Origin of the sequence: Albidovulum litorale (assembly GCF_025751495.1) — a bacterium.
In the GTDB taxonomy this organism is placed as follows: Bacteria; Pseudomonadota; Alphaproteobacteria; order Rhodobacterales; family Rhodobacteraceae; genus Albidovulum; species Albidovulum litorale.
Genome location: NZ_JAOWKZ010000002.1, coordinates 104,560 through 122,359 on the forward strand (window position 1 = coordinate 104,560; position 17,800 = coordinate 122,359).

General features: G+C 62.0%; 14 protein-coding genes. 3 read left to right on the forward strand and 11 right to left on the reverse strand.

Annotated features, from left to right (window positions below; genetic code table 11):
• Positions 1–69: 69 nt before the first annotated feature.
• The 8 genes from OEZ71_RS06355 to acs all read right to left on the reverse strand — a co-directional run bounded on the left by OEZ71_RS06355 (position 70) and on the right by acs (position 9,655).
• Positions 70–2,115: a 3'-5' exonuclease gene (locus OEZ71_RS06355; RefSeq protein WP_263739118.1), complete on the reverse strand. Its 2,046-nt coding sequence runs from the start codon at positions 2,113–2,115 to the stop codon at positions 70–72.
• Positions 2,108–2,515 carry a response regulator transcription factor gene (locus OEZ71_RS06360; RefSeq protein WP_263739119.1) on the reverse strand — a complete coding sequence of 136 codons (408 nt, stop codon included), beginning with the start codon at positions 2,513–2,515 and terminating at the stop codon, positions 2,108–2,110. Before OEZ71_RS06360 ends, OEZ71_RS06355 begins: the two co-directional genes overlap by 8 nt.
• Complete coding sequence (locus OEZ71_RS06365; RefSeq protein ID WP_263739120.1) at positions 2,508–3,038, reverse strand: hypothetical protein; 531 nt, start codon at positions 3,036–3,038, stop codon at positions 2,508–2,510. Before OEZ71_RS06365 ends, OEZ71_RS06360 begins: the two co-directional genes overlap by 8 nt.
• Positions 3,039–3,048: 10 nt before the next feature.
• The gene (locus tag OEZ71_RS06370; protein WP_263739121.1) at positions 3,049–4,875 is read right to left on the reverse strand and encodes a DUF294 nucleotidyltransferase-like domain-containing protein; all 1,827 of its coding nucleotides are present in this window, start codon (positions 4,873–4,875) and stop codon (positions 3,049–3,051) included.
• A 61-nt stretch (positions 4,876–4,936) separates the two neighbouring features.
• Positions 4,937–6,664, reverse strand: a complete 1,728-nt coding sequence (locus OEZ71_RS06375) for a sodium:solute symporter family protein (RefSeq protein WP_263739122.1) — start codon at positions 6,662–6,664, stop codon at positions 4,937–4,939.
• 15 nt (positions 6,665–6,679) lie between these two features.
• Complete coding sequence (locus tag OEZ71_RS06380) at positions 6,680–6,937, reverse strand: DUF4212 domain-containing protein (RefSeq protein ID WP_263739123.1); 258 nt, start codon at positions 6,935–6,937, stop codon at positions 6,680–6,682.
• A gap of 65 nt (positions 6,938–7,002) precedes the next feature.
• Positions 7,003–7,683 carry an adenylate kinase gene (locus OEZ71_RS06385; RefSeq protein ID WP_263739124.1) on the reverse strand — a complete coding sequence of 227 codons (681 nt, stop codon included), beginning with the start codon at positions 7,681–7,683 and terminating at the stop codon, positions 7,003–7,005.
• A 4-nt stretch (positions 7,684–7,687) separates the two neighbouring features.
• Positions 7,688–9,655, reverse strand: coding sequence for an acetate--CoA ligase (gene acs, locus OEZ71_RS06390; protein WP_263739125.1), 1,968 nt, complete (start codon positions 9,653–9,655; stop codon positions 7,688–7,690).
• Between the two features lie 521 nt (positions 9,656–10,176).
• Here acs and OEZ71_RS06395 point away from each other — a divergent pair.
• Entirely contained in the window at positions 10,177–10,671 is a 495-nt protein-coding gene (locus tag OEZ71_RS06395) for a HugZ family pyridoxamine 5'-phosphate oxidase (RefSeq protein WP_263739126.1), read from the forward strand.
• A 119-nt stretch (positions 10,672–10,790) separates the two neighbouring features.
• Entirely contained in the window at positions 10,791–12,407 is a 1,617-nt protein-coding gene (locus OEZ71_RS06400) for a response regulator (RefSeq protein ID WP_263739127.1), read from the forward strand.
• A 53-nt stretch (positions 12,408–12,460) separates the two neighbouring features.
• Here the strand turns inward: OEZ71_RS06400 and OEZ71_RS06405 are convergent, their stop codons facing one another.
• From OEZ71_RS06405 to OEZ71_RS06415, 3 genes are all read right to left on the reverse strand, one after another.
• Complete coding sequence (locus OEZ71_RS06405; protein ID WP_318527809.1) at positions 12,461–14,785, reverse strand: glycosyl hydrolase family 28-related protein; 2,325 nt, start codon at positions 14,783–14,785, stop codon at positions 12,461–12,463.
• 173 nt (positions 14,786–14,958) lie between these two features.
• Positions 14,959–15,378 (reverse strand): DUF4864 domain-containing protein, encoded by a 420-nt coding sequence (locus OEZ71_RS06410; RefSeq protein WP_263739128.1) that lies wholly within the window; start codon positions 15,376–15,378, stop codon positions 14,959–14,961.
• 268 nt (positions 15,379–15,646) lie between these two features.
• Positions 15,647–17,227 carry a lysine--tRNA ligase gene (locus OEZ71_RS06415; RefSeq protein WP_263739129.1) on the reverse strand — a complete coding sequence of 527 codons (1,581 nt, stop codon included), beginning with the start codon at positions 17,225–17,227 and terminating at the stop codon, positions 15,647–15,649.
• A 111-nt stretch (positions 17,228–17,338) separates the two neighbouring features.
• Between OEZ71_RS06415 and OEZ71_RS06420 the strand changes: the two genes are divergently transcribed.
• A complete protein-coding gene (locus tag OEZ71_RS06420) occupies positions 17,339–17,761 on the forward strand; it encodes a tellurite resistance TerB family protein (RefSeq protein ID WP_263739130.1) in 423 nt (140 codons plus the stop codon).
• Positions 17,762–17,800: the final 39 nt, after the last annotated feature.

Sequence of the window (17,800 nt, forward strand, 5' to 3'; positions counted from 1 at the left end):
AGGCTGAGCGCGGAAGAAGACGTTGAATAACACCGCCTTGGTTCGCGACGGCGCATTACCCACCTTACGTCAGGCGTTGAGGTCTTTCAGCAGCCGTCCATGCTTTCTGACCTCGGTCAGGACATCGCCGAATGTCTCCACCCCTCGCCCCTTCAGCATCGGCAGCAGCTTCAGGAAAGCCTCGGCCGTTGCGATCGTATCGCCGATCGCCGTGTGGCGGGCCTCTTCCGGGATGGTTATGCCAAGCCGTGAGGACAGCGCGTCGAGCGAGTGGCTTTCGGTTTGCCCGTAGACCACCGCTGACAGAAGAACGGTGTCGAGGATCGGGTGGTCAAAGACGCGGCCGGTCTCTTTCTCACGCCGCCTGAGGAACGTCATGTCGAATGGTGCGTTGTGGGCGATCAGAACCGCGCCTTCGGTGAATTTGTGGAACCGGGTCAATGCTTCAGCGACGTTCGGGGCCCCGGCGACCATGGTGTCTGAAATCCCGTGAACGGCAGTCGCCTTGGGCGGGATCGTCCGGCCCGGGTCGACCAGCATGTCGAAGACCTCGCCCGGCACCCGCCGCCCGTTCACGAGCCGCAGCCCGGCGATCTGGACAATCTCGTCGCCTTCCTCGGGCAGAAGGCCCGTCGTCTCGGTATCGAAGACGACGTAGGTCAGGCGGTCGAGTGATGTATTGGCAAGATCGGCGGGCGCCGCCTTAAGCAGAAGGTCGAAATCATAGACGACATGGCGTGCGATCGGGGCAACCTTGGCTCCGGCGCGGCGGGCCTCGCGGATCGGCAGGCGGATCGCGGCCCGTCCATCCTGCCATTCCGGCCAGCATTCGGTCGCATGCGCCGCGAGGACAGAGCGCCCCGTCACCTCGCCCGCAGCCGGGTCGATGGGGTCGGCAAGCCATGCCTCAAGGGTCCCGACTGAAAGAGCCTTCCCTTCCCAACCCAGCGTGACCATCGCGCCTGGACCGTCCTCATTCACCTCAAGCGTCACGGCAGCCACACCGAGCCGCTTCGCGAGGCCCGCGAGAAGCGCGACGATCTCGAACCCGTCGCACCGCACAATCAGATCGGCGGCCTCCGACCTGACGATCAGGCCCGCAGCCTCAACCCGCGCCCGGAACCCGTCCAAGAGATCGGCAGCGCGGGTGGTTGGAAGGACATTCCAGCTGCCCCGCGCCGCGTCGTAGCGGTCGGCGAGGTCGTTGACCGAACCGGCCAGTGTGCCAACCTCTTCGATAAGTGCGGCGTTCAGCGCCGCCTTGTCTTCGGCCACGTCCATCACGCCGATCACGGTCTGAAGGTTCGCGGCCGGGCGACGGATGCGGTCGAAGATATCCTCCAGCAACCGGTCGCGGCCGGCATGGGCGGCGAGGTCACCCGTCACGTCCCGAAGCGTCAGCACGTAGCCAGTCGATCCTCCGCGGTCGAGAAGCCGCATCCGCCCCGAAAGCACCTTTGCACCGTCGCGTGTCGCGACCATGAGGTCGGCCACGGCCTCGGCATCCCCGGCGGCCACCAGCCGCTCATAGGCATGCAGAAGCGGCGCTTCGCGGAGATGGTCGAAGACCTTGCGGTCAAGGCCCGGGGTGGCGCCGAGAATGTCGCTGGCTGGACCATTGTAAAAGACGAGTTGATGCGTCCCCGAACAGAGAAGCACACCGGCCGGTACGTCCGACAAAAGCGCCTCCAGACGCGCCTTTTCCTTTTGCAATCGTCCGGTTTCGCGTTCAACCGCATCGGCAAGCGCGGCCCGCGTTTCGGACAAAGCGTCGGTCAGTGCGGTCGCGGCCGGGCCGAGATCGCCGAGATAGCGGCCGGGAGCGGCGTCGAATGTACCCGCACTCTCGGCATGGGCCTGCGCCCGCATTCCCGCCGCCAGCCGGTCAAGCGCGCGGCCCACGTTTTCGTCGAAGAGAAACCAGATACCGGCGACGAGACCAAGGATTGCGAAGCCCGCAACGGTCCCTGCGGTCACGAAGGCTGAAAGCGCGCCGGGATCACCGAATTGCCGGTATCCGAACCAGAGACCGGCCACGACCGCGCCGACGCCCCCTGCGGCCATCGCGGCGAAGAACAGGAGCAGGCGCTGGCGCAGGCTCAACCGGTCAAGCATCGCCTCCCGCCCCTTCGGCACCGGGTTCGAGAAGCTTGCGCACCTCGTCGCGGAGTTCCTTGAGCTCGAATGGCTTGGCGATGAACCCGTCCGCGCCGAGCGCCAATCCCTTGCGGCGTTCCATCGCCGACCCGCGCGCCGTCATCATCAGGATCTTCACGTCTTTAAGTTTCGGGTCCATGCGGACGTTCTGGCAGATCTCATAACCGGAAACTTCGGGCAGCATGACATCGAGAAGCACGAGATCGGGCGCGGTGTCGCGGATCTTCGGCAAGGCCTCGGCCCCGTTGGCGATACGGTCATGGGAATACCCCTCGCGCGTCAGAACATAGTCGAGCGCCAGGGCGATATTGTCTTCGTCCTCGACGATCAAAACCCGGTGGCGTTTGCCTTTATCCATTCACACCTCCCCCACAAGCGGCCATGAAGGCCGCGTCGTTCCGGTCGATCTCCAGCCAGTTGGCACCGGTCAGGTCCTCGGCCGTAGCACCCTCCACACCGGCGTCCGCCCGCCGTCCCCCCGCACAATCGAATACAACCGTCAGGGCGTAGGACGGCTTCCAGCGTTCCAGTAGATGAATGCGCGCAAGGCGGTAGTCGGGTCCGGGATCAGCGGGCAGTTCGGCCTCCGGGCCGCGATCCAGCATCGCCATCCGTGTGGTGACCGGGGCGAGATAGGTCCAAGGCCGCCAGACCTGGCTTTGCGAATTGCGGAACGTGACCACCGCAGTTTCGGGATAAAGCGCGGCATAGCGATTGGCCCAGCTGTATTCATTCCAGATGGTGAAGCCCAGCATCGCGACCCCGACCGCAGCCGGCATCGTCCATTTCGGTACACGCCGCCCGGTCATGTGATTGACGAGCAGGAGCGAGCCGCCAATCGCAAACCCGATGGCAATCATGGAGATGAAATCGATCAGCATGGTTCGTCCTTCAATTCAGGGCTCCCTTACCGTGGCCAACCGCCGATTGCATCGTCCGGACCACGACGAAGGCATCGCGCAGATGGCTGCGCTCAAAATCGGAAAGGCTCGCAGGCGTAAGGAAATTGTCGGGCTTTTCACCCGCCTTCACCCGTGCCGCCTGATGGTTGAGCCTTGTTTCGGCAATGAGGTCATAGGCCTCGATCAGGTCCCGGCCACCGGAATTCGACACGACGCCGGCGTCGATCGCGGCTTCCAGCCGCGCCCGGGTATTGACCTTCGTCAGACGCCCCTGAAGCGCGTAGACGCGGGCGAGGTCAGTCACCGGCACGACACCGGAATGTTTCATGTCGATCTGGTTGCGGTGCTCGCCCGAACGGATCGTCGCAAAACCCCGGATGAGGCCAAGGGGCGGCGTGTGCTTCAGTGAATTACCGATCATATGGGCGACAAAGATCGAGTTCTTTGAGGCGGCGTGAAGCGTCTCGGCCTGAAGGTCGCCGAAGAGATGCGCAGCCCCGCCGATAGGGCGCAGGTCGAACATCACAGAAGCAAGCATCTGCGCCTCGGGATTGGGTGTCACGATCCAGCCCCGGAAGTAGTCGCGCCAGACGCGGATCGGCTGGCACCAGCGCGGATTGGTCGCCATCATGTCGCCCGGGCAATAGACATAGCCGCAGGTGTTGAGCCCGTCAGAGACGTATTTCGCAAGGGACGCGAAGTAGGTCATGTCAGACTCGGTCACGGCATCGTCCAGCATCAGGCAGTTGTCCTGATCGGAAACGCCGGTCTGTTCCTGCCGCCCCTGCGACCCGCAGGCAAGCCAGAGATAGGGGACCGGCGGCGGTCCCAGATCTTTTTCGGCCAAGGCAAGCAGGCGGCGCGTGACGGCGTCGGCAATGTCGGTGATGAGCCGCGTCGTCACCTCATGCGCATTATGGCCGCCGACAAGCTGACGCAGCAGGCCCGGAATTCGGGCGGTTGTCTCGGCCATCTCGGAGGCGCTGGCCGCAAGCGCGATATCGCGGATGAGGACGGCAGAGCTGACCGCCTGATGCCGGGTGATGTCGGTCTGTGTGATCATGCCGACGAGCCGGCCGCCCTCGGTCACCGGCACATGACCGATCCGGCGTTCGAGCATCAGGTGCAGGATATCCGTGCCCAGCGCCTGTGGCGCCAGCGTCGCGGGGTTCGCCGTCATGATCTCCGCCACGGGGGTATCGGCATCGCGCCCCTCGGCGAGCACCCTGTGCGACAGGTCGCGGGTCGTGACGATGCCCTGTAACTTTCCGTCCGCGCCGGTGACGCCAAGGCTCGACACATGCGCCTCGCGCATCTTCCGGGCGGCTTCGGCCACCGTGGTATCCAGAGTGCAGGTCACGGGGTCCCGTGCCATCAGATCGCCGACGCGTCGGGTGGCAAGGTCGCTGCCGCGCGGCTCCGCCCCCCTGCCCCGGCTGAAGAACCTGGCGAAGGCGGGGGCGTCGGAAACCAGACGGCGGAACTCCTCCACCGGCAGGACCAGAAGCCGGGACGAACTGGTCGTCCGCGCTGTCGTCGCGGCGCGTCCGTCACGCATCAGGCCGCGTTCCCCGAACGAATTGCGCGGACCAAGCAGCGAGACCAGCGCGCCGTTCGCATCGAGGATCTCGACACCTCCACGCTCGATCAGGAAGAGGCCCGGCAGGACATCGCCCTGTGCATAGATCTCGGCGCCCTGCGCCAGTTCCCTGCGGCCGAAGGAGCCGGCGACCCGCGCCAGCTCGTCCTGCGGCAGAGCATCGTAAGGATGAACCGTCTCGAGAAAGGCCTGAACGGTTCCGGATATGTCGTTCACGCAAAACCTCCTGAAGCGGGATGGCGCGCCCCATAAGGGACGCGCCGTTATCAGATCAGGCTCAGTGCCCGGTGGCAGCGCCCGCGCCTTTCGGGATGCGGATCGATTCCACCAGTTCCTGGATTTCCTCCGGGGTATCCTCGGTCGCGTTCGACACGACATAGGCCACCACGAAGTTGATCAGGGCACCGACCGCACCAAACGAGGTCGATTTGATCGAAAGCAGCAGCGGGTCGCTGTCGCTGAACGAGTTGGTGTCCGGAAGGAAGAACCAGCCCTTGTGCAGGAAGATGTAGACCAGCGTCACGATCAGACCCACGAGCATCCCCGCCACGGCACCCTTGTTGTTGATGCGCTTCGAGAAGATGCCCATCATCAGTGCCGGGAAGATCGAACACGCCGCCAGACCGAAGGCCAGGGCCACTGTCTGCGCTGCGAAGCCCGGAGGATTGAGACCGAGATAGGTCGCCACCGCGATCGCCACCGCCATCGAGATCCGGGCTGCGAGAAGCTCGCCCTTTTCCGAGATGTTCGGGTTCAGCTGCCCCTTGATCAGGTCATGGCTGATCGCCGAAGAGATGGCGAGCAACAGACCCGCGGCCGTTGACAGCGCGGCGGCAAGACCACCAGCGGCCACCAGCGCGATAACCCAGCCCGGAAGTTGGGCAATCTCGGGGTTGGCCAGAACCATGATGTCGTTGTTCACGGTCAGTTCGTTGGCGTCCTTGTCACCGACGTACTGGATGAGGCCGTCGCCGTTCTTGTCTTCGAACTTCAACAGACCGGTCTTTTCCCAGTTGTCGACCCAATCAGGCACGTCCGCACGGGCAACCGGCTGTTCGGCCACGCCGTTGGGATACATCGTGTTGATCAGGTTCATGCGCGCCATCGCCGCCACGGCCGGGGCCGTGATGTAGAGGATCGCGATGAAGACGAGCGCCCAGCCAGCCGACCAGCGGGCATCCGACACACGCGGCACCGTGAAAAAGCGGATGATAACGTGCGGCAGACCTGCCGTACCGATCATCAGCGACAGCGTGAACAGGAACATGTTCAGCGTGGTGTCCGACTGGGTCAGATAGGATTTGAAGCCCAGATCGGTCACGAGACCTTCAAGCGTCGACAGGATCGGCTGACCATTGGCCACATCGTTCGAGAAGAGACCAAGACCCGGGATCGGGTTGCCGGTCAGCTGAAGCGAGATGAACACGGCCGGGATGGTGTAGGCGGTGATCAGAACGACATACTGCGCCACCTGGGTGTAGGTGATGCCCTTCATGCCGCCGAGAACCGCATACATGAACACGATCGCCGCACCGATCAGAAGACCCGTGGTGCTCGACACTTCAAGGAAGCGCGAGAAGGCAACGCCAACACCGGTCATCTGGCCGATAACGTAGGTAACCGAGGCAACAATAAGGCAGATGACGGCCACCATGCGCGCGGTCGGCGAATAGAAACGGTCGCCGATGAATTCCGGCACGGTGAACTTGCCGAACTTGCGCAGATAGGGCGCAAGCAGCATCGCCAGCAGAACGTAACCGCCGGTCCAGCCCATGAGGTAAACCGAGGTGTCGTATCCGCCGAAGGCGATCAGACCCGCCATCGAGATGAAGGAGGCCGCCGACATCCAGTCAGCGCCCGTGGCCATGCCGTTCATGACCGGGTGAACGCCCCGACCGGCGGCATAGAATTCAGCCGTAGAGCCCGCACGGGCCCAGATTGCGATGCCGATGTAAAGCGCAAAGGTCGCGCCCACCACCAGCAGGTTGAGTGTAAACTGGTCCATTGTCCCTGCTCTCCCTTACTCTTCCACGCCGTGTTCGGCGTCGAGCTTGTTCATGCGCCAGGCGTAAACAAAGATCAGGATCAGGAACACGATGATCGAGCCCTGCTGGGCGAACCAGAAGCCAAGATCTGTCCCCCCGACTTTGATACCTGCGAGCATCGGCCTTAGAAGAATGCCGAAGCCAAAGGACACAACGAACCAGATCACCAAGCAGATCTTGATGAGCCGTACGTTGGCTGCCCAATAGGCGTTGGACGAAGATTTGTCCGCCATTGTCTTACTCCCTGAGTTCCCTCGTTCTCCCGCGCCCCGGCTCATCCCGGGATGCGGGCCTCCCCTCATTCAGTCGCGCGTTTCACTATTGTCCTCAGCGCCGAGGCGATCGTGTCGATGGAGCCCATCGCATCGACCGTCTGCAACACTCCCAACTGGTCATAGTGCGCGATCAGTGGTGCCGTGTCGGCGTGATAGGCTTTCAGCCTTTCACGCGCGGTTTCGGCATTGTCGTCGGCCCGGCGTTTGAACTCCGAACCGCCGCATTTGTCACAAACACCCGCCTTGGCGGTCTGCTTGTGGGTGTCGTGGTATCCTTCGCCGCAATGGGCGCAGGTGAAGCGTCCCGCCACGCGGTCGATCATCGCCTCGTCATCGACCTCAAGGCTGATGGCAGCCGTGACCTGCTGGCCGCTGCCGGCCAGCAATCCGTCCAGCGCCGCGGCCTGTCCGGCTGTCCGTGGAAAACCGTCAAGGATGACACCGGCCTGAACGTCCGGCATGGCCATCCGGTCCTTGAGGATCGCCAGCACGATCTCATCGCTGACAAGGCCACCCGATTCCATGACCGCCTTCGCGGCGAGGCCGGAAGGCGTGCCCTCGGCCACGGCCGCGCGCAGAAGGTCGCCGGTCGAAAGCTGGATGAGGCCGAAACCTTCTTCCAGCATCCGCGCCTGCGTGCCCTTGCCCGCGCCCGGAGGCCCGAGAAGGATAAGGACGGCGGGGGTCGTGACAACCTCGCTCATCCCGTCAGCCCCGGTTCATGCGGTTTTCGATCAGGTCATCGACCACCGACGGATCGGCGAGCGTCGAGGTGTCGCCCAGCGCGCCGTAGTCGTTCTCGGCGATCTTGCGCAGGATGCGGCGCATGATCTTGCCCGAACGGGTCTTCGGCAGGCCCGGCGCCCACTGGATCAGGTCAGGCGAGGCGATGGGGCCGATCTCGGTCCGCACCCATTTCACCAGTTCCTTGCGCAGGTCGTCGCTCGGCTCCACGCCGTTCATCAGGGTGACATAGGCATAGATGCCCTGCCCCTTGATCGCGTGCGGGTAACCGACCACGGCGGATTCAGCGACCTTCTCATGTGCGACGAGTGCCGATTCAACTTCGGCCGTGCCCATCCGGTGGCCCGAGACGTTGATCACATCATCGACGCGGCCGGTGATCCAGTAATAGCCGTCCTCATCCCTGCGGCAGCCGTCACCGGTGAAGTAATAGCCCTTGTAGTCGGCGAAATAGGTCTTCTGGAACCGCTCGTGATCGCCCCAAACGGTGCGCATCTGACCGGGCCAGCTGTCCTTGATGCAAAGAACGCCCTCAACACCGTTGCCCTCGATCTCCACCCCGCTGGTCGCATCGAGCACAACGGGCTGGATGCCGAAGAAGGGCAGCGTCGCCGATCCCGGCTTGGTCTCGGTCGCGCCGGGCAGCGGCGTGATCAGATGGCCGCCGGTTTCGGTCTGCCACCAGGTATCGACGATCGGGCATTTGCCGCGGCCGACATACTTGTCGTACCAGACCCAGGCCTCGGGGTTGATCGGTTCGCCCACCGTGCCCAGAAGGCGCACCGACGAAAGATCGTATTTCTCGACCCATTCGGGGCCCTGCCCCATCAGCGCGCGGATGGCCGTCGGGGCGGTGTAGAACTGGTTAACCTTGTGCTTTTCACACACCGCCCAGAACCGCCCCGCGTCCGGATAGGTCGGCACGCCCTCGAACATCAGGGTCGTGGCGCCGTTCGCCAGAGGTCCATAGACGATATAGCTGTGGCCCGTCACCCAGCCGACATCGGCCGTGCACCAGAAGATATCGCCGTCGTGATAGTCAAATGTGTACTGGTGGGTCATCGCGGCATAGACGAGATAGCCGCCCGTGGTGTGAACCACGCCCTTCGGCTTGCCGGTGGAACCGGAGGTATAGAGGATGAAGAGCGGGTCCTCTGCCCCCATCGGCTCCGGCGGGCAGTCCGGGCTGGCATCGGCCATTCCGGCCAGCACGTCGACATCGCGACCATCGACCCAAGTTGTCTGGTCACCGGTATGCTTCACGACAAGGCATTTCACGTCGTCATCGCAATGCAGCAGCGCCGCATCGGTGTTCGACTTCAGTGCCGTGCGGCGCCCGCCGCGCGGCGCGGTATCGGCAGTGATGACGGCCTTCGCCTCGCTGTCGTTGATCCGGTTGGCCAAGGCATCCGGTGAGAAACCCGCAAAGACGATGGAATGGATCGCACCGATCCGGGCGCAGGCCAGCATCGCATAGGCCGCCTCGGGGATCATCGGCAGGTAGATGACGACCCGGTCACCTTTGGAGATGCCATTCGCCTTCAGCACATTGGCCATGCGCCCGACCTTGTCGGCCAGTTCCTTGTACGAGATATGGCGGGCCGGCGTTGCCGGATCATCCGGCTCCCAGATGATCGCGGTCTGGTCGCCACGGGTCGCAAGATGGCGGTCGACGCAGTTGGCCGCGACGTTCAGGACGCCGTCTTCGTACCACTTGATCGAAACCTCGCCGAACTTGAAGTTCGTGTCCTTCACCTTGGTATAGGGCTTGATCCAGTCGAGGCGCTTGCCCTCTTTTCCCCAGAAAGCAGCAGGGTCGGAAACCGAGGCGGCATACATCTTCGCGTAGGTCTCTGGCGTTGCGTGGGCTTTCTCAAACCCGGCCGGGATTGCCCGCTTCGCCGTTGCATCCGTCGCGCTCTGTGCCGCCATGGCTGTCCTCCATCCGTCAGGTGCCGACTTTTCCCGGAGCCGCACGCATGACCGCACCGCCCCCTTCAAAGCCCTATTCTGAGCATTGTAAACTAATTGTACTTTTTTTTGTAACCTATTTTTTATATTGAATTTTTCTGTTAATTTATTCACAAATACTGGGGTAAGTTTGTAAATATAATGCCTATCGGCACATTTTTGCCATGAATTTTCAATTGATTGGTTGTGCACAGCCGCGTGAGCAGACATCGAACCCGGCACCGCTTGCCAGCCAGCGCATTCGAACCCCGAATTGTCGGCTTTCTGTGGCTCTTTCACCGTTAACGCTCACATCCCGCCGCGATTCGAATGACCGAAACCAATGACACTGCCGATGTCCGAACCCGTGATCACGACAGGTTTTTTACATGTAGAAACCAGCAATATCTGAGGCGCTGAGCCCGCGTGACAACACTTGCAAGCCCTGCTTGCCCGATACAGGTCCGGCTGATACCGCAAAGGAAAGGACCCCGCAGGATACGATGACCAATCGCTCCAATCCCTTTACGCAGACGAACGACGAGGCGCGCGCAATTGCCCGCAAGCTTTTGCGCGATGCAACCACGGCAGCGCTTGCGGTGACCGAGGCCGACACCCGCGCACCATTCGTCAGCCGCATCGGCTTTGGCCTCTCACCTGCGGGCATGCCAATGACGCTCATCTCCGATCTCGCGCTGCACAGCCGGGCGCTGCGCAACGACGCGCGCGCGGCCCTGCTGATCGGCGAGCCGGGTCAAAAGGGCGATCCGCTGGCCCATCCACGGCTAACGCTCTGCGTCACGGCGCGGTTTGCCTTGCGGGAAGAAAGTCATCATACGGACCTGCGCGCTGCATGGCTTGGCACCCATCCGAAGGCCGCCCTCTATGTCGATTTTGCCGATTTCCACTTCGTCCTGTTCGATATCGTCAGTGGCCACCTGAATGCGGGCTTCGCTAAGGCCTATGCACTTGACCAGAAAGACCTTACAGTGCGTTAAGACTGCGCAGATCCGGTGGCCCCACCCGCCCCGGCCCCTGTCGCAACGGAGAAAACGGGCGGGTGCGCATGGTTGAGCGGACAACCTCGACGGATGAGATATCGCGCCAAAGGCAGCGGATGGAGGCCGACCTGGTCTCACGCCAGATCGGCGTCGCCCTGAGCTGCATCCTGTTTTTCTTCTTCCTGCCCTTCTGGCTTGTTTTCTTCGTCTATCTCGCCTGCGTCGGAACTGAGATCGGCCAGCTTCGCATGATGCGGGCTTACGAAGAAACGCCGCTGCCCCGAATCCGCGCCGCCTTCCTCGCCAATTCCTTCTTCGGTCTTGCCGCGTACTGCGTCCCGGCCCTTGTTCTGTGGACCATGGGGGAGCCGCTGGTCATGTTCGCGGGCGTGCTGCCTCTTATCGGGGCGCTGCTCAACGTATCCGTCGTGCGCTCGGTACATCTGCCGCTTGGCATACTCAGCGGAATACCCCCGGCGCTGACACTTATGTGGCTGCCCGTCCAGCAACTGCTGCAACCCGGCGCGGCGCTTCCGGCCGCAGTTGCGACTGCGGCCGTCATCGCCCTGATTGGCTATTTCCTGTCAGCTTTGATCCAGAACCACAACGCCCAGTCGCATCTGTTGGAAGCAATCGAACAGTCGGACGCCGCCAGCCGCGCCAAGTCGCGTTTTCTCGCGGCGATGAGCCATGAAGTGCGCACGCCGCTGAACTCGATTCTCGGTCACAGTCAGCTGCTGCGCGAAGAGAGCGACGGGGCAGTGGCGGATAATCATGCAGAAATTATCGAGGCATCGGCACGCGCGCTGAAAATGCTGGTCGAGGATGTGATCGATCTGGCCCAAGCGACCGAGGGTAAAATCCGGTTCCATCCGGTCACCACCGTGATCCACCGCGAATTGGAATACGCGGCGGCGATGAAATTGCCGGTCAAACCAGGGCAGGAACCCGAGATCACGGTTTCGATTTCGCCGGAAGTTCCGGAATTCGGGCGGCTGGACCCGATTCTTATGCGGAAATGCCTGAGCCATCTCTGTGCCGTCGTCGCGGCGGATAAAAACGCAGATGCCCGGCCACATCTCGAATTGCGCTGCGCGTTGGCCCCCGGACGCCAAGGCCGGATAAGGCTGACAATCGCAGGCGAGCCCTCAAAAAGCGGAAGAGTAGATACAGAAACGGTGCCTGCCACCGACGGGTCTCTCGCGCTGGCGCTTGTCCAACAGGTGGCCGGTGTAATCGGCGGCAACACCGATTTGATGAGGTCCCCCGATGGAAGCCTCGTAGCGAGAATGGAGTTTCCCTTTGTTACCATCCCGGAACCGCCCGCAACCGGGGCGGAAACCGTCTATGGAAGGCTTCGTGCTCTTGTCGTTGACGATGTTGCCTCGAACCGCTTCGTCGTGTGCCAGATGCTCCGCTCGCTCCGCATCGAGGCCATCGAAGCTGACAGCGGCCGTGAAGCGCTCGAATGGCTTCGTGCCGAGACGTTCGACCTCGTGCTCTTGGACATGAACATGCCGGATATGGATGGTGAGGCGACCCTCCGCGAGATCCGCGATTCCGGGCAGGACTGGGCCAGCATTCCGGTCATTGCACTTACCGCCGATGCGGTGACCTATCAACGTGATCACTACATGGCGCTGGGGCTCAACGGCTATCTGACAAAGCCGGTGGACAAACGCCTGCTCTGGGCCGAGATCCTGACAGCCGCCCCGCCGCCGCCACCGCTTTAACTGCATGCAGTTGGGCCGGGTTCCCCCGGCCCCTTTATCGTCGTCGGCACAGGCTAGTTTGGATTGTCCATCCGCACCGTAACATTGACACGCCCCTTGGAAGGCTGGGCCCAGTTCAGCGTGATCTGGTTCTTCGACGCGCCTTGGGTGACATCGACATAGGGCATATCGGTTCGCCTTACGCTCGAAGGCCCGGTGATCATCCCTTCGGCCACAACCGCATCGACATTTCGGGCCCAGCCCCCGAAGGGCAGATAAGGGCCCGGATCGATGGTCCAGACCGTCGCCTCGGTGACCTGGTCATGCTGCACCAGAACCGGATTGGCGATGGCCTGATTGACGCTGGTAAAGGTGTTCTCGCCCACCCAGATATTCCGCATGGAAAAATTGACCAGCGGCGCAAAGGTCGTGTCCACCTTCTCGACCCGATCAACCGACCCGTTCAGCGACCGGAATACATTGCCCGACAGGTTAAGCCCGCGGATATAGTGACCCGAACCATAGGGCTTGACGACGATCCAGCTGAACCAAGGCGCGACATCGGCGACAGTGAACGTATTACCGGTGATCGTCAGACCGCCGAACGAAAACTGGTTGGCGAAATCGGGATCGGATTCATACTCGTTCGTCCATTCGATGAACGAGTTGTCGACATAGTTGCCGTTGATCGTCGATTTCACATCCGTTCCGGCCAGAACGAGTCCCGCAACGCGCAACCCCGCCGTCTCCTGATCGCCCTGGAACCAGTGATTGCCCGCGATCAGGTTGCCGTTGCCACCCAGCACGACAAAATGCCGGAAATGGACCGCCCGATTATCCCGGATCTTCACGTCGTTTGCGTTGGTGTTGATCGCGACCGAAATCCGGTCCTGCGACCGGAGCGGGCTTTCATTCGACACGAACTGGCAGCGGTCTATCAGCATCCCCTGACAGCCCCGCCCGATCGAGGTGATGCCCCGGTTCTTCGGGCCAAGGACATGGCTGTCGCGCAACTGAAAGATCGACCCGGCCGGCGCCAGCATGATCCCGCTGGCCTCGCCTCCGCATTCGAACTGCAAATCGTCTAGGATCATGTTCGACAAAGAGGCGAAGCCCGAGAAATCGAGCACGTACTTGTAGCGCGTGAACGTATAGACCTGCGTTCCCGCCGCGCCGTAAAGCGGCTGGCTCAGGGTCAGGGTCCCGGCAGCGACATTGACCGAGGTGACATAGACCTCGCGGCCCACGCCGACCCCCTCCACCAGCGCACCAACCGGGATATTGGCGATATTGGCGACCGCCGACAGAACCAGTTCATTGCCGGCCGAATAGCTCGCCTGCGATGTCACCGTCACCGTATCCCATGCCGGTCCGGCGATGACGTTGAACTGCCCGTTGCGGATCGTCCGGCGCGACGAAAAGCTCGTCTTGTTGTTCACCGCCGCCTGCATGTCGATCGGCGCGGTGATCTCGATTCGCCGCCCGCACATGTCCAGCGTGTCGTGATCGGCGAAGTTCACCAGCGCCTGATAGGCCTTCTTGAAGCCCAGCTCCTCGCTCCCGAATGCATCCGCATAGCTTGGCAGATCGAAACTGCGGGTCATCGCGATCCGGCGGTTGACCGGCATCGTCAGCGTGCCTTCGAACCGCGCGGGAGATTCCAGCGTCACATCAGCGTCGAGGAAATAGGTCCCGGCCGAGAACAAAAGTGTCCGGCCGGTCGCGTCGGCGACGGCATCAGCGGCCTCGACCGCGACCGCGTCGTTCGTGACGCCATCGCCAACAGCGCCATAGTCGCGGACATCGACCCAGTCCATCATCGTGCGCAGGAAGGCCGAGGTGATGTCCTCGATCTCGATATCGTCAACTCGGACGATGCCGCCATTCGCGCCGGTCAGATCAATGCCGAAATGGCCGTAAAGCGCCGATGTGCCCCAGCTCATGTCGACGCCGGTGCGATTGCCGGTGCCGACGATGGCCTCGACGGTCTCGACCTTGCCATAGGCGGTCAACGCCACACTCGGACCCGTCTCGACCACGCCCGCCACATGCGCACCACCTGCGCCACCAGCCCAGGCCGCGATCCGGGCCGAGGGCAGATTGCCGCTCATCGCCTTGACGCGCGCCCGGATGCGCAGATAGCAGCCGGGCAGGATCGTCGTCTCACCCATGTAGCGCAACTTGGTAACCGTCGTCGTTTTCTGAAGCTCCAGACACGAGGCAAAATCCTGATCGGCCGTCACGAGCGCCGCGTTGACCGCACCGTCATAGGTCGGCGATCCGGGCGTGCCATCGCCGCTCGACCACACCGTCAGCCCGTTCTCGAATGCGGGCGGCATGAAGACCAGCCCGTCGGTAATCGCCTTGTTCATCGCGCAGAACCCCTTGTCGTTGTCCACACCCCGTCCGGCGGCGCCCGCGTTGCGCAGCCCCGGACAGGCGGCGCAAACCCGCGATGCGGGCGGATGCGGAGACTGCTCATCTTGGGAAATCAACGGGCCACGCCGGGCCCTCGGCGAATAGCTCTACCGGGAAAGGCTTTGGAATTAGTTAGGTCAGCGCGCGCAAAGAATCAGACCCCTACATCCGCGGGCGGCACCGGATATACCCCGTTGATGCGCCAGCCATCGGGACCTGCGATCATCTCATAATCGAACAGATGGAACTGCCCGGACGCATCCCGGAACCCCATGCGTTGCAGGACGTGCCCGTTCTCCTCATGCAGGTCGAGATAACGAACCGCATCGGGCCGCCAGATCATCGGATACCCGGTCTCCACCATACGCCCGAACGTCTCGGGATCGCGGAAAATACCCTGTATCATCGGCGAGGCGAAATCGAACGCGGCTGAAAGGTCATCGGCCGCGAAAGCCTCGATCTGCCGACCGATAACCGTCTGAATATCGGATTTGTCGTCAGCTAACGCGACGCCGGAATTACCGACCAAGGCCCCTCCGGCAATCAGCACGAAAGCCAGTATTGTTCGTGGCATCGCTGCCTCCGCAACCGACGCTGTTACTCACTTATAGCGCACAATCCGATCGCAGCCAAACAGCGGCGGCGAAGCCCCGTAATCAAACTCTTCGACTTCAGATGAACGGAACCAGAGGAACGCCGTTGCCGCAACCACCCAGCAAGGCCGTGAGCAGGATCAGAACAATAAGCCGCATCGCGATTCCCTTTCCGGATACGCAATAGTGTATGGTCCGATCCTAGCTCCGCTGTACGCACCGCACGAGGAGATTCAGCGCCGTTTTCCCCTATGCGGCCAATTGTCCTGCGAGGGCCCGTTCGATCAGCGCAACCGTCTCTTCGACACCGTAGAGCGCGATGAATCCGCCGAAACGCGGCCCTTGCGATGCGCCCAGCAACACCTCGTAAAGCGCCGTGAACCAGTCGCGCAAAGGCTCGAATTCATGTTCCTTGCCAACGGCAAAGACCATCGACTGCAACGCCTCGGCATCAAGCCCGCCATCCCAGACCTTGAGGCGCGAAACGAGATCCTCCATCGCCGCCCGTTCCTTGTCGGTCGGTGCGCGGAAGACCCGTGTCGGCGCAACATGATCGTTGAAGTAACGCACTGCAAAGGCCGCCGCCTGATCGAGCTGCGGGTTGGTCTCGGGCGAGGCGTCGGGCGCATATTTGCGGATGAAGCCCCAAAGCCCGTCCTTGTCCTTGGCCCCGGCCACCGAAGCGAGGTTCAGGAGCATCGCGAAGGGCACCACCATGTCCGAGGCCGGCGGCTGGCCGTTGTGGATGTGCCAGACAGGGTTGGCGAGCTTTCCCGTATCGTCCTGATCGGGGAAAGCCCGCAACTGCTGGTGATATTCGTCCACCGCCTTCGGGATCACGTCCCACCACAGCCGTTTTGCGGTCTTGGGCTTCTGATACATGAAATAGCCCAAGGACTCGGTTGCCGCATAGGTCAGCCATTCGTCGATCGTCAGGCCGTTGCCCTTCGATTTCGAGATTTTCTGACCCTGCTCGTCGAGAAACAGCTCATATGTGAAGTGCTCGGGCTTCCTGCCGCCCAGAACCTCGCAGATGCCGTCATAAATCGGCGTATTGGTCGAGTGGTCCTTGCCATACATCTCGAAATCGACATCAAGCGCCGCCCAGCGCGCGCCGAAATCCGGCTTCCACTGCAGCTTTACGTTGCCGCCCGTCACCGGCAGCACCCATTCGCGGCCCGTCTCATCGTCGAAGGTGACGGTGTGGTCCTTCTTGTCGACGTGCTTGATCGGAACGTAAAGCACACGCCCCGTTTCAGGATGGATCGGCAGGAAGCAGGAATAGGTCTGCTGACGCTCCTCGCGCAAGCTGGCCAGCATGATCTCCATGATCTTTTCATACCGTTCAGCCGCCAGCCGCAACGTGTCGTCGAAGGCGCCCGATTTGTAGAACTCGGTCGCGGAATAGAATTCATACTCAAAGCCGAATGTGTTCAGGAACCGCCGCAACATCGCGTTGTTGTGGTGCCCAAAGCTTTCATATTCCCCGAACGGGTCGGGCACGGAGGTCAGCGGCTTCTGGATATTGGCCTTCAGAAGCTCCTGCTGCGGCACGTTCTCGGGAACTTTCCGCATTCCGTCGAGGTCGTCCGAGAAACAGAAAAGCCGCGTCGGGATGTCCGAGATGATCTCGAAGGCCCGGCGGATCATCGTCGTGCGCTGCACTTCGCCGAAGGTGCCGATATGCGGCAGGCCGGACGGGCCATAGCCGGTCTCGAACAGCACATAGCCCTTTTCGGGGTCCTTCTTCTCATAGCGTTTCAGCACGCGGCGCGCTTCCTCGAAAGGCCAGGCTTTGGAGTTCATCGCGGCGTCGCGCAGAGAAGACATGTCAGTAATTCCCGAAAGAATGGCACCCCGTGTGCCACAAGCCCCGTCTCCTATTGAACGGGGGCGGGATCGTCAATAATTTGCCCTTCAAAGCCCGAAAGGACAGAGCCATTGCCCCATACCCTTCCCGCCTTCTCCGCCCAGGACGCCCTTGTCGCGATCATGGTCACCGTCTCGGTCTCGGATGAGACGATCCGTACCTCCGAACTCGTCGCCATCGAACGTCAGGTCAACCACCTGCCGATCTTTGCCGACTACGACATCGACAACGCGAAAGAGGTCGCCGAGACAGTCTACAAGCTAATGGAAGATGAAGACGGCCTCGACACGCTATTTGCCATGGTCAGGGACGCGTTGCCCGACCGGCTTTGGGAAACCGCCTATGCTTTGGCCTGCGATGTGGCAGCGGCAGACGGCACGATCCGGCAGGGGGAGTTGAGGCTTCTGGAGGAAATCCGCCACGAATTGACCATCGATCGACTCCACGCCGCCGCCATAGAACGCGGCGCAAGGGCACGTCACCTGACGCTCTGAGCATCAGTTTGCAGCGGATGAGGCCCGTCGGCACAGCGT

What these genes read in the sequence shown, in the direction of transcription:
- OEZ71_RS06365 (WP_263739120.1), bottom strand. Translation starts at nt 3,038, where the DNA reads ATGCTGATCGATTTCATCTCCATGATTGCCATCGGGTTTGCGATTGGC.
- OEZ71_RS06400 (WP_263739127.1), top strand. Translation starts at nt 10,791, where the DNA reads ATGGAGGCCGACCTGGTCTCACGCCAGATCGGCGTCGCCCTGAGCTGC.
- OEZ71_RS06360 (WP_263739119.1), bottom strand. Translation starts at nt 2,515, where the DNA reads ATGGATAAAGGCAAACGCCACCGGGTTTTGATCGTCGAGGACGAAGAC.
- OEZ71_RS06380 (WP_263739123.1), bottom strand. Translation starts at nt 6,937, where the DNA reads ATGGCGGACAAATCTTCGTCCAACGCCTATTGGGCAGCCAACGTACGG.
- OEZ71_RS06395 (WP_263739126.1), top strand. Translation starts at nt 10,177, where the DNA reads ATGACCAATCGCTCCAATCCCTTTACGCAGACGAACGACGAGGCGCGC.
- OEZ71_RS06410 (WP_263739128.1), bottom strand. Translation starts at nt 15,378, where the DNA reads ATGCCACGAACAATACTGGCTTTCGTGCTGATTGCCGGAGGGGCCTTG.
- OEZ71_RS06385 (WP_263739124.1), bottom strand. Translation starts at nt 7,683, where the DNA reads ATGAGCGAGGTTGTCACGACCCCCGCCGTCCTTATCCTTCTCGGGCCT.
- OEZ71_RS06355 (WP_263739118.1), bottom strand. Translation starts at nt 2,115, where the DNA reads ATGCTTGACCGGTTGAGCCTGCGCCAGCGCCTGCTCCTGTTCTTCGCC.
- OEZ71_RS06415 (WP_263739129.1), bottom strand. Translation starts at nt 17,227, where the DNA reads ATGTCTTCTCTGCGCGACGCCGCGATGAACTCCAAAGCCTGGCCTTTC.
- acs (WP_263739125.1), bottom strand. Translation starts at nt 9,655, where the DNA reads ATGGCGGCACAGAGCGCGACGGATGCAACGGCGAAGCGGGCAATCCCG.
- OEZ71_RS06375 (WP_263739122.1), bottom strand. Translation starts at nt 6,664, where the DNA reads ATGGACCAGTTTACACTCAACCTGCTGGTGGTGGGCGCGACCTTTGCG.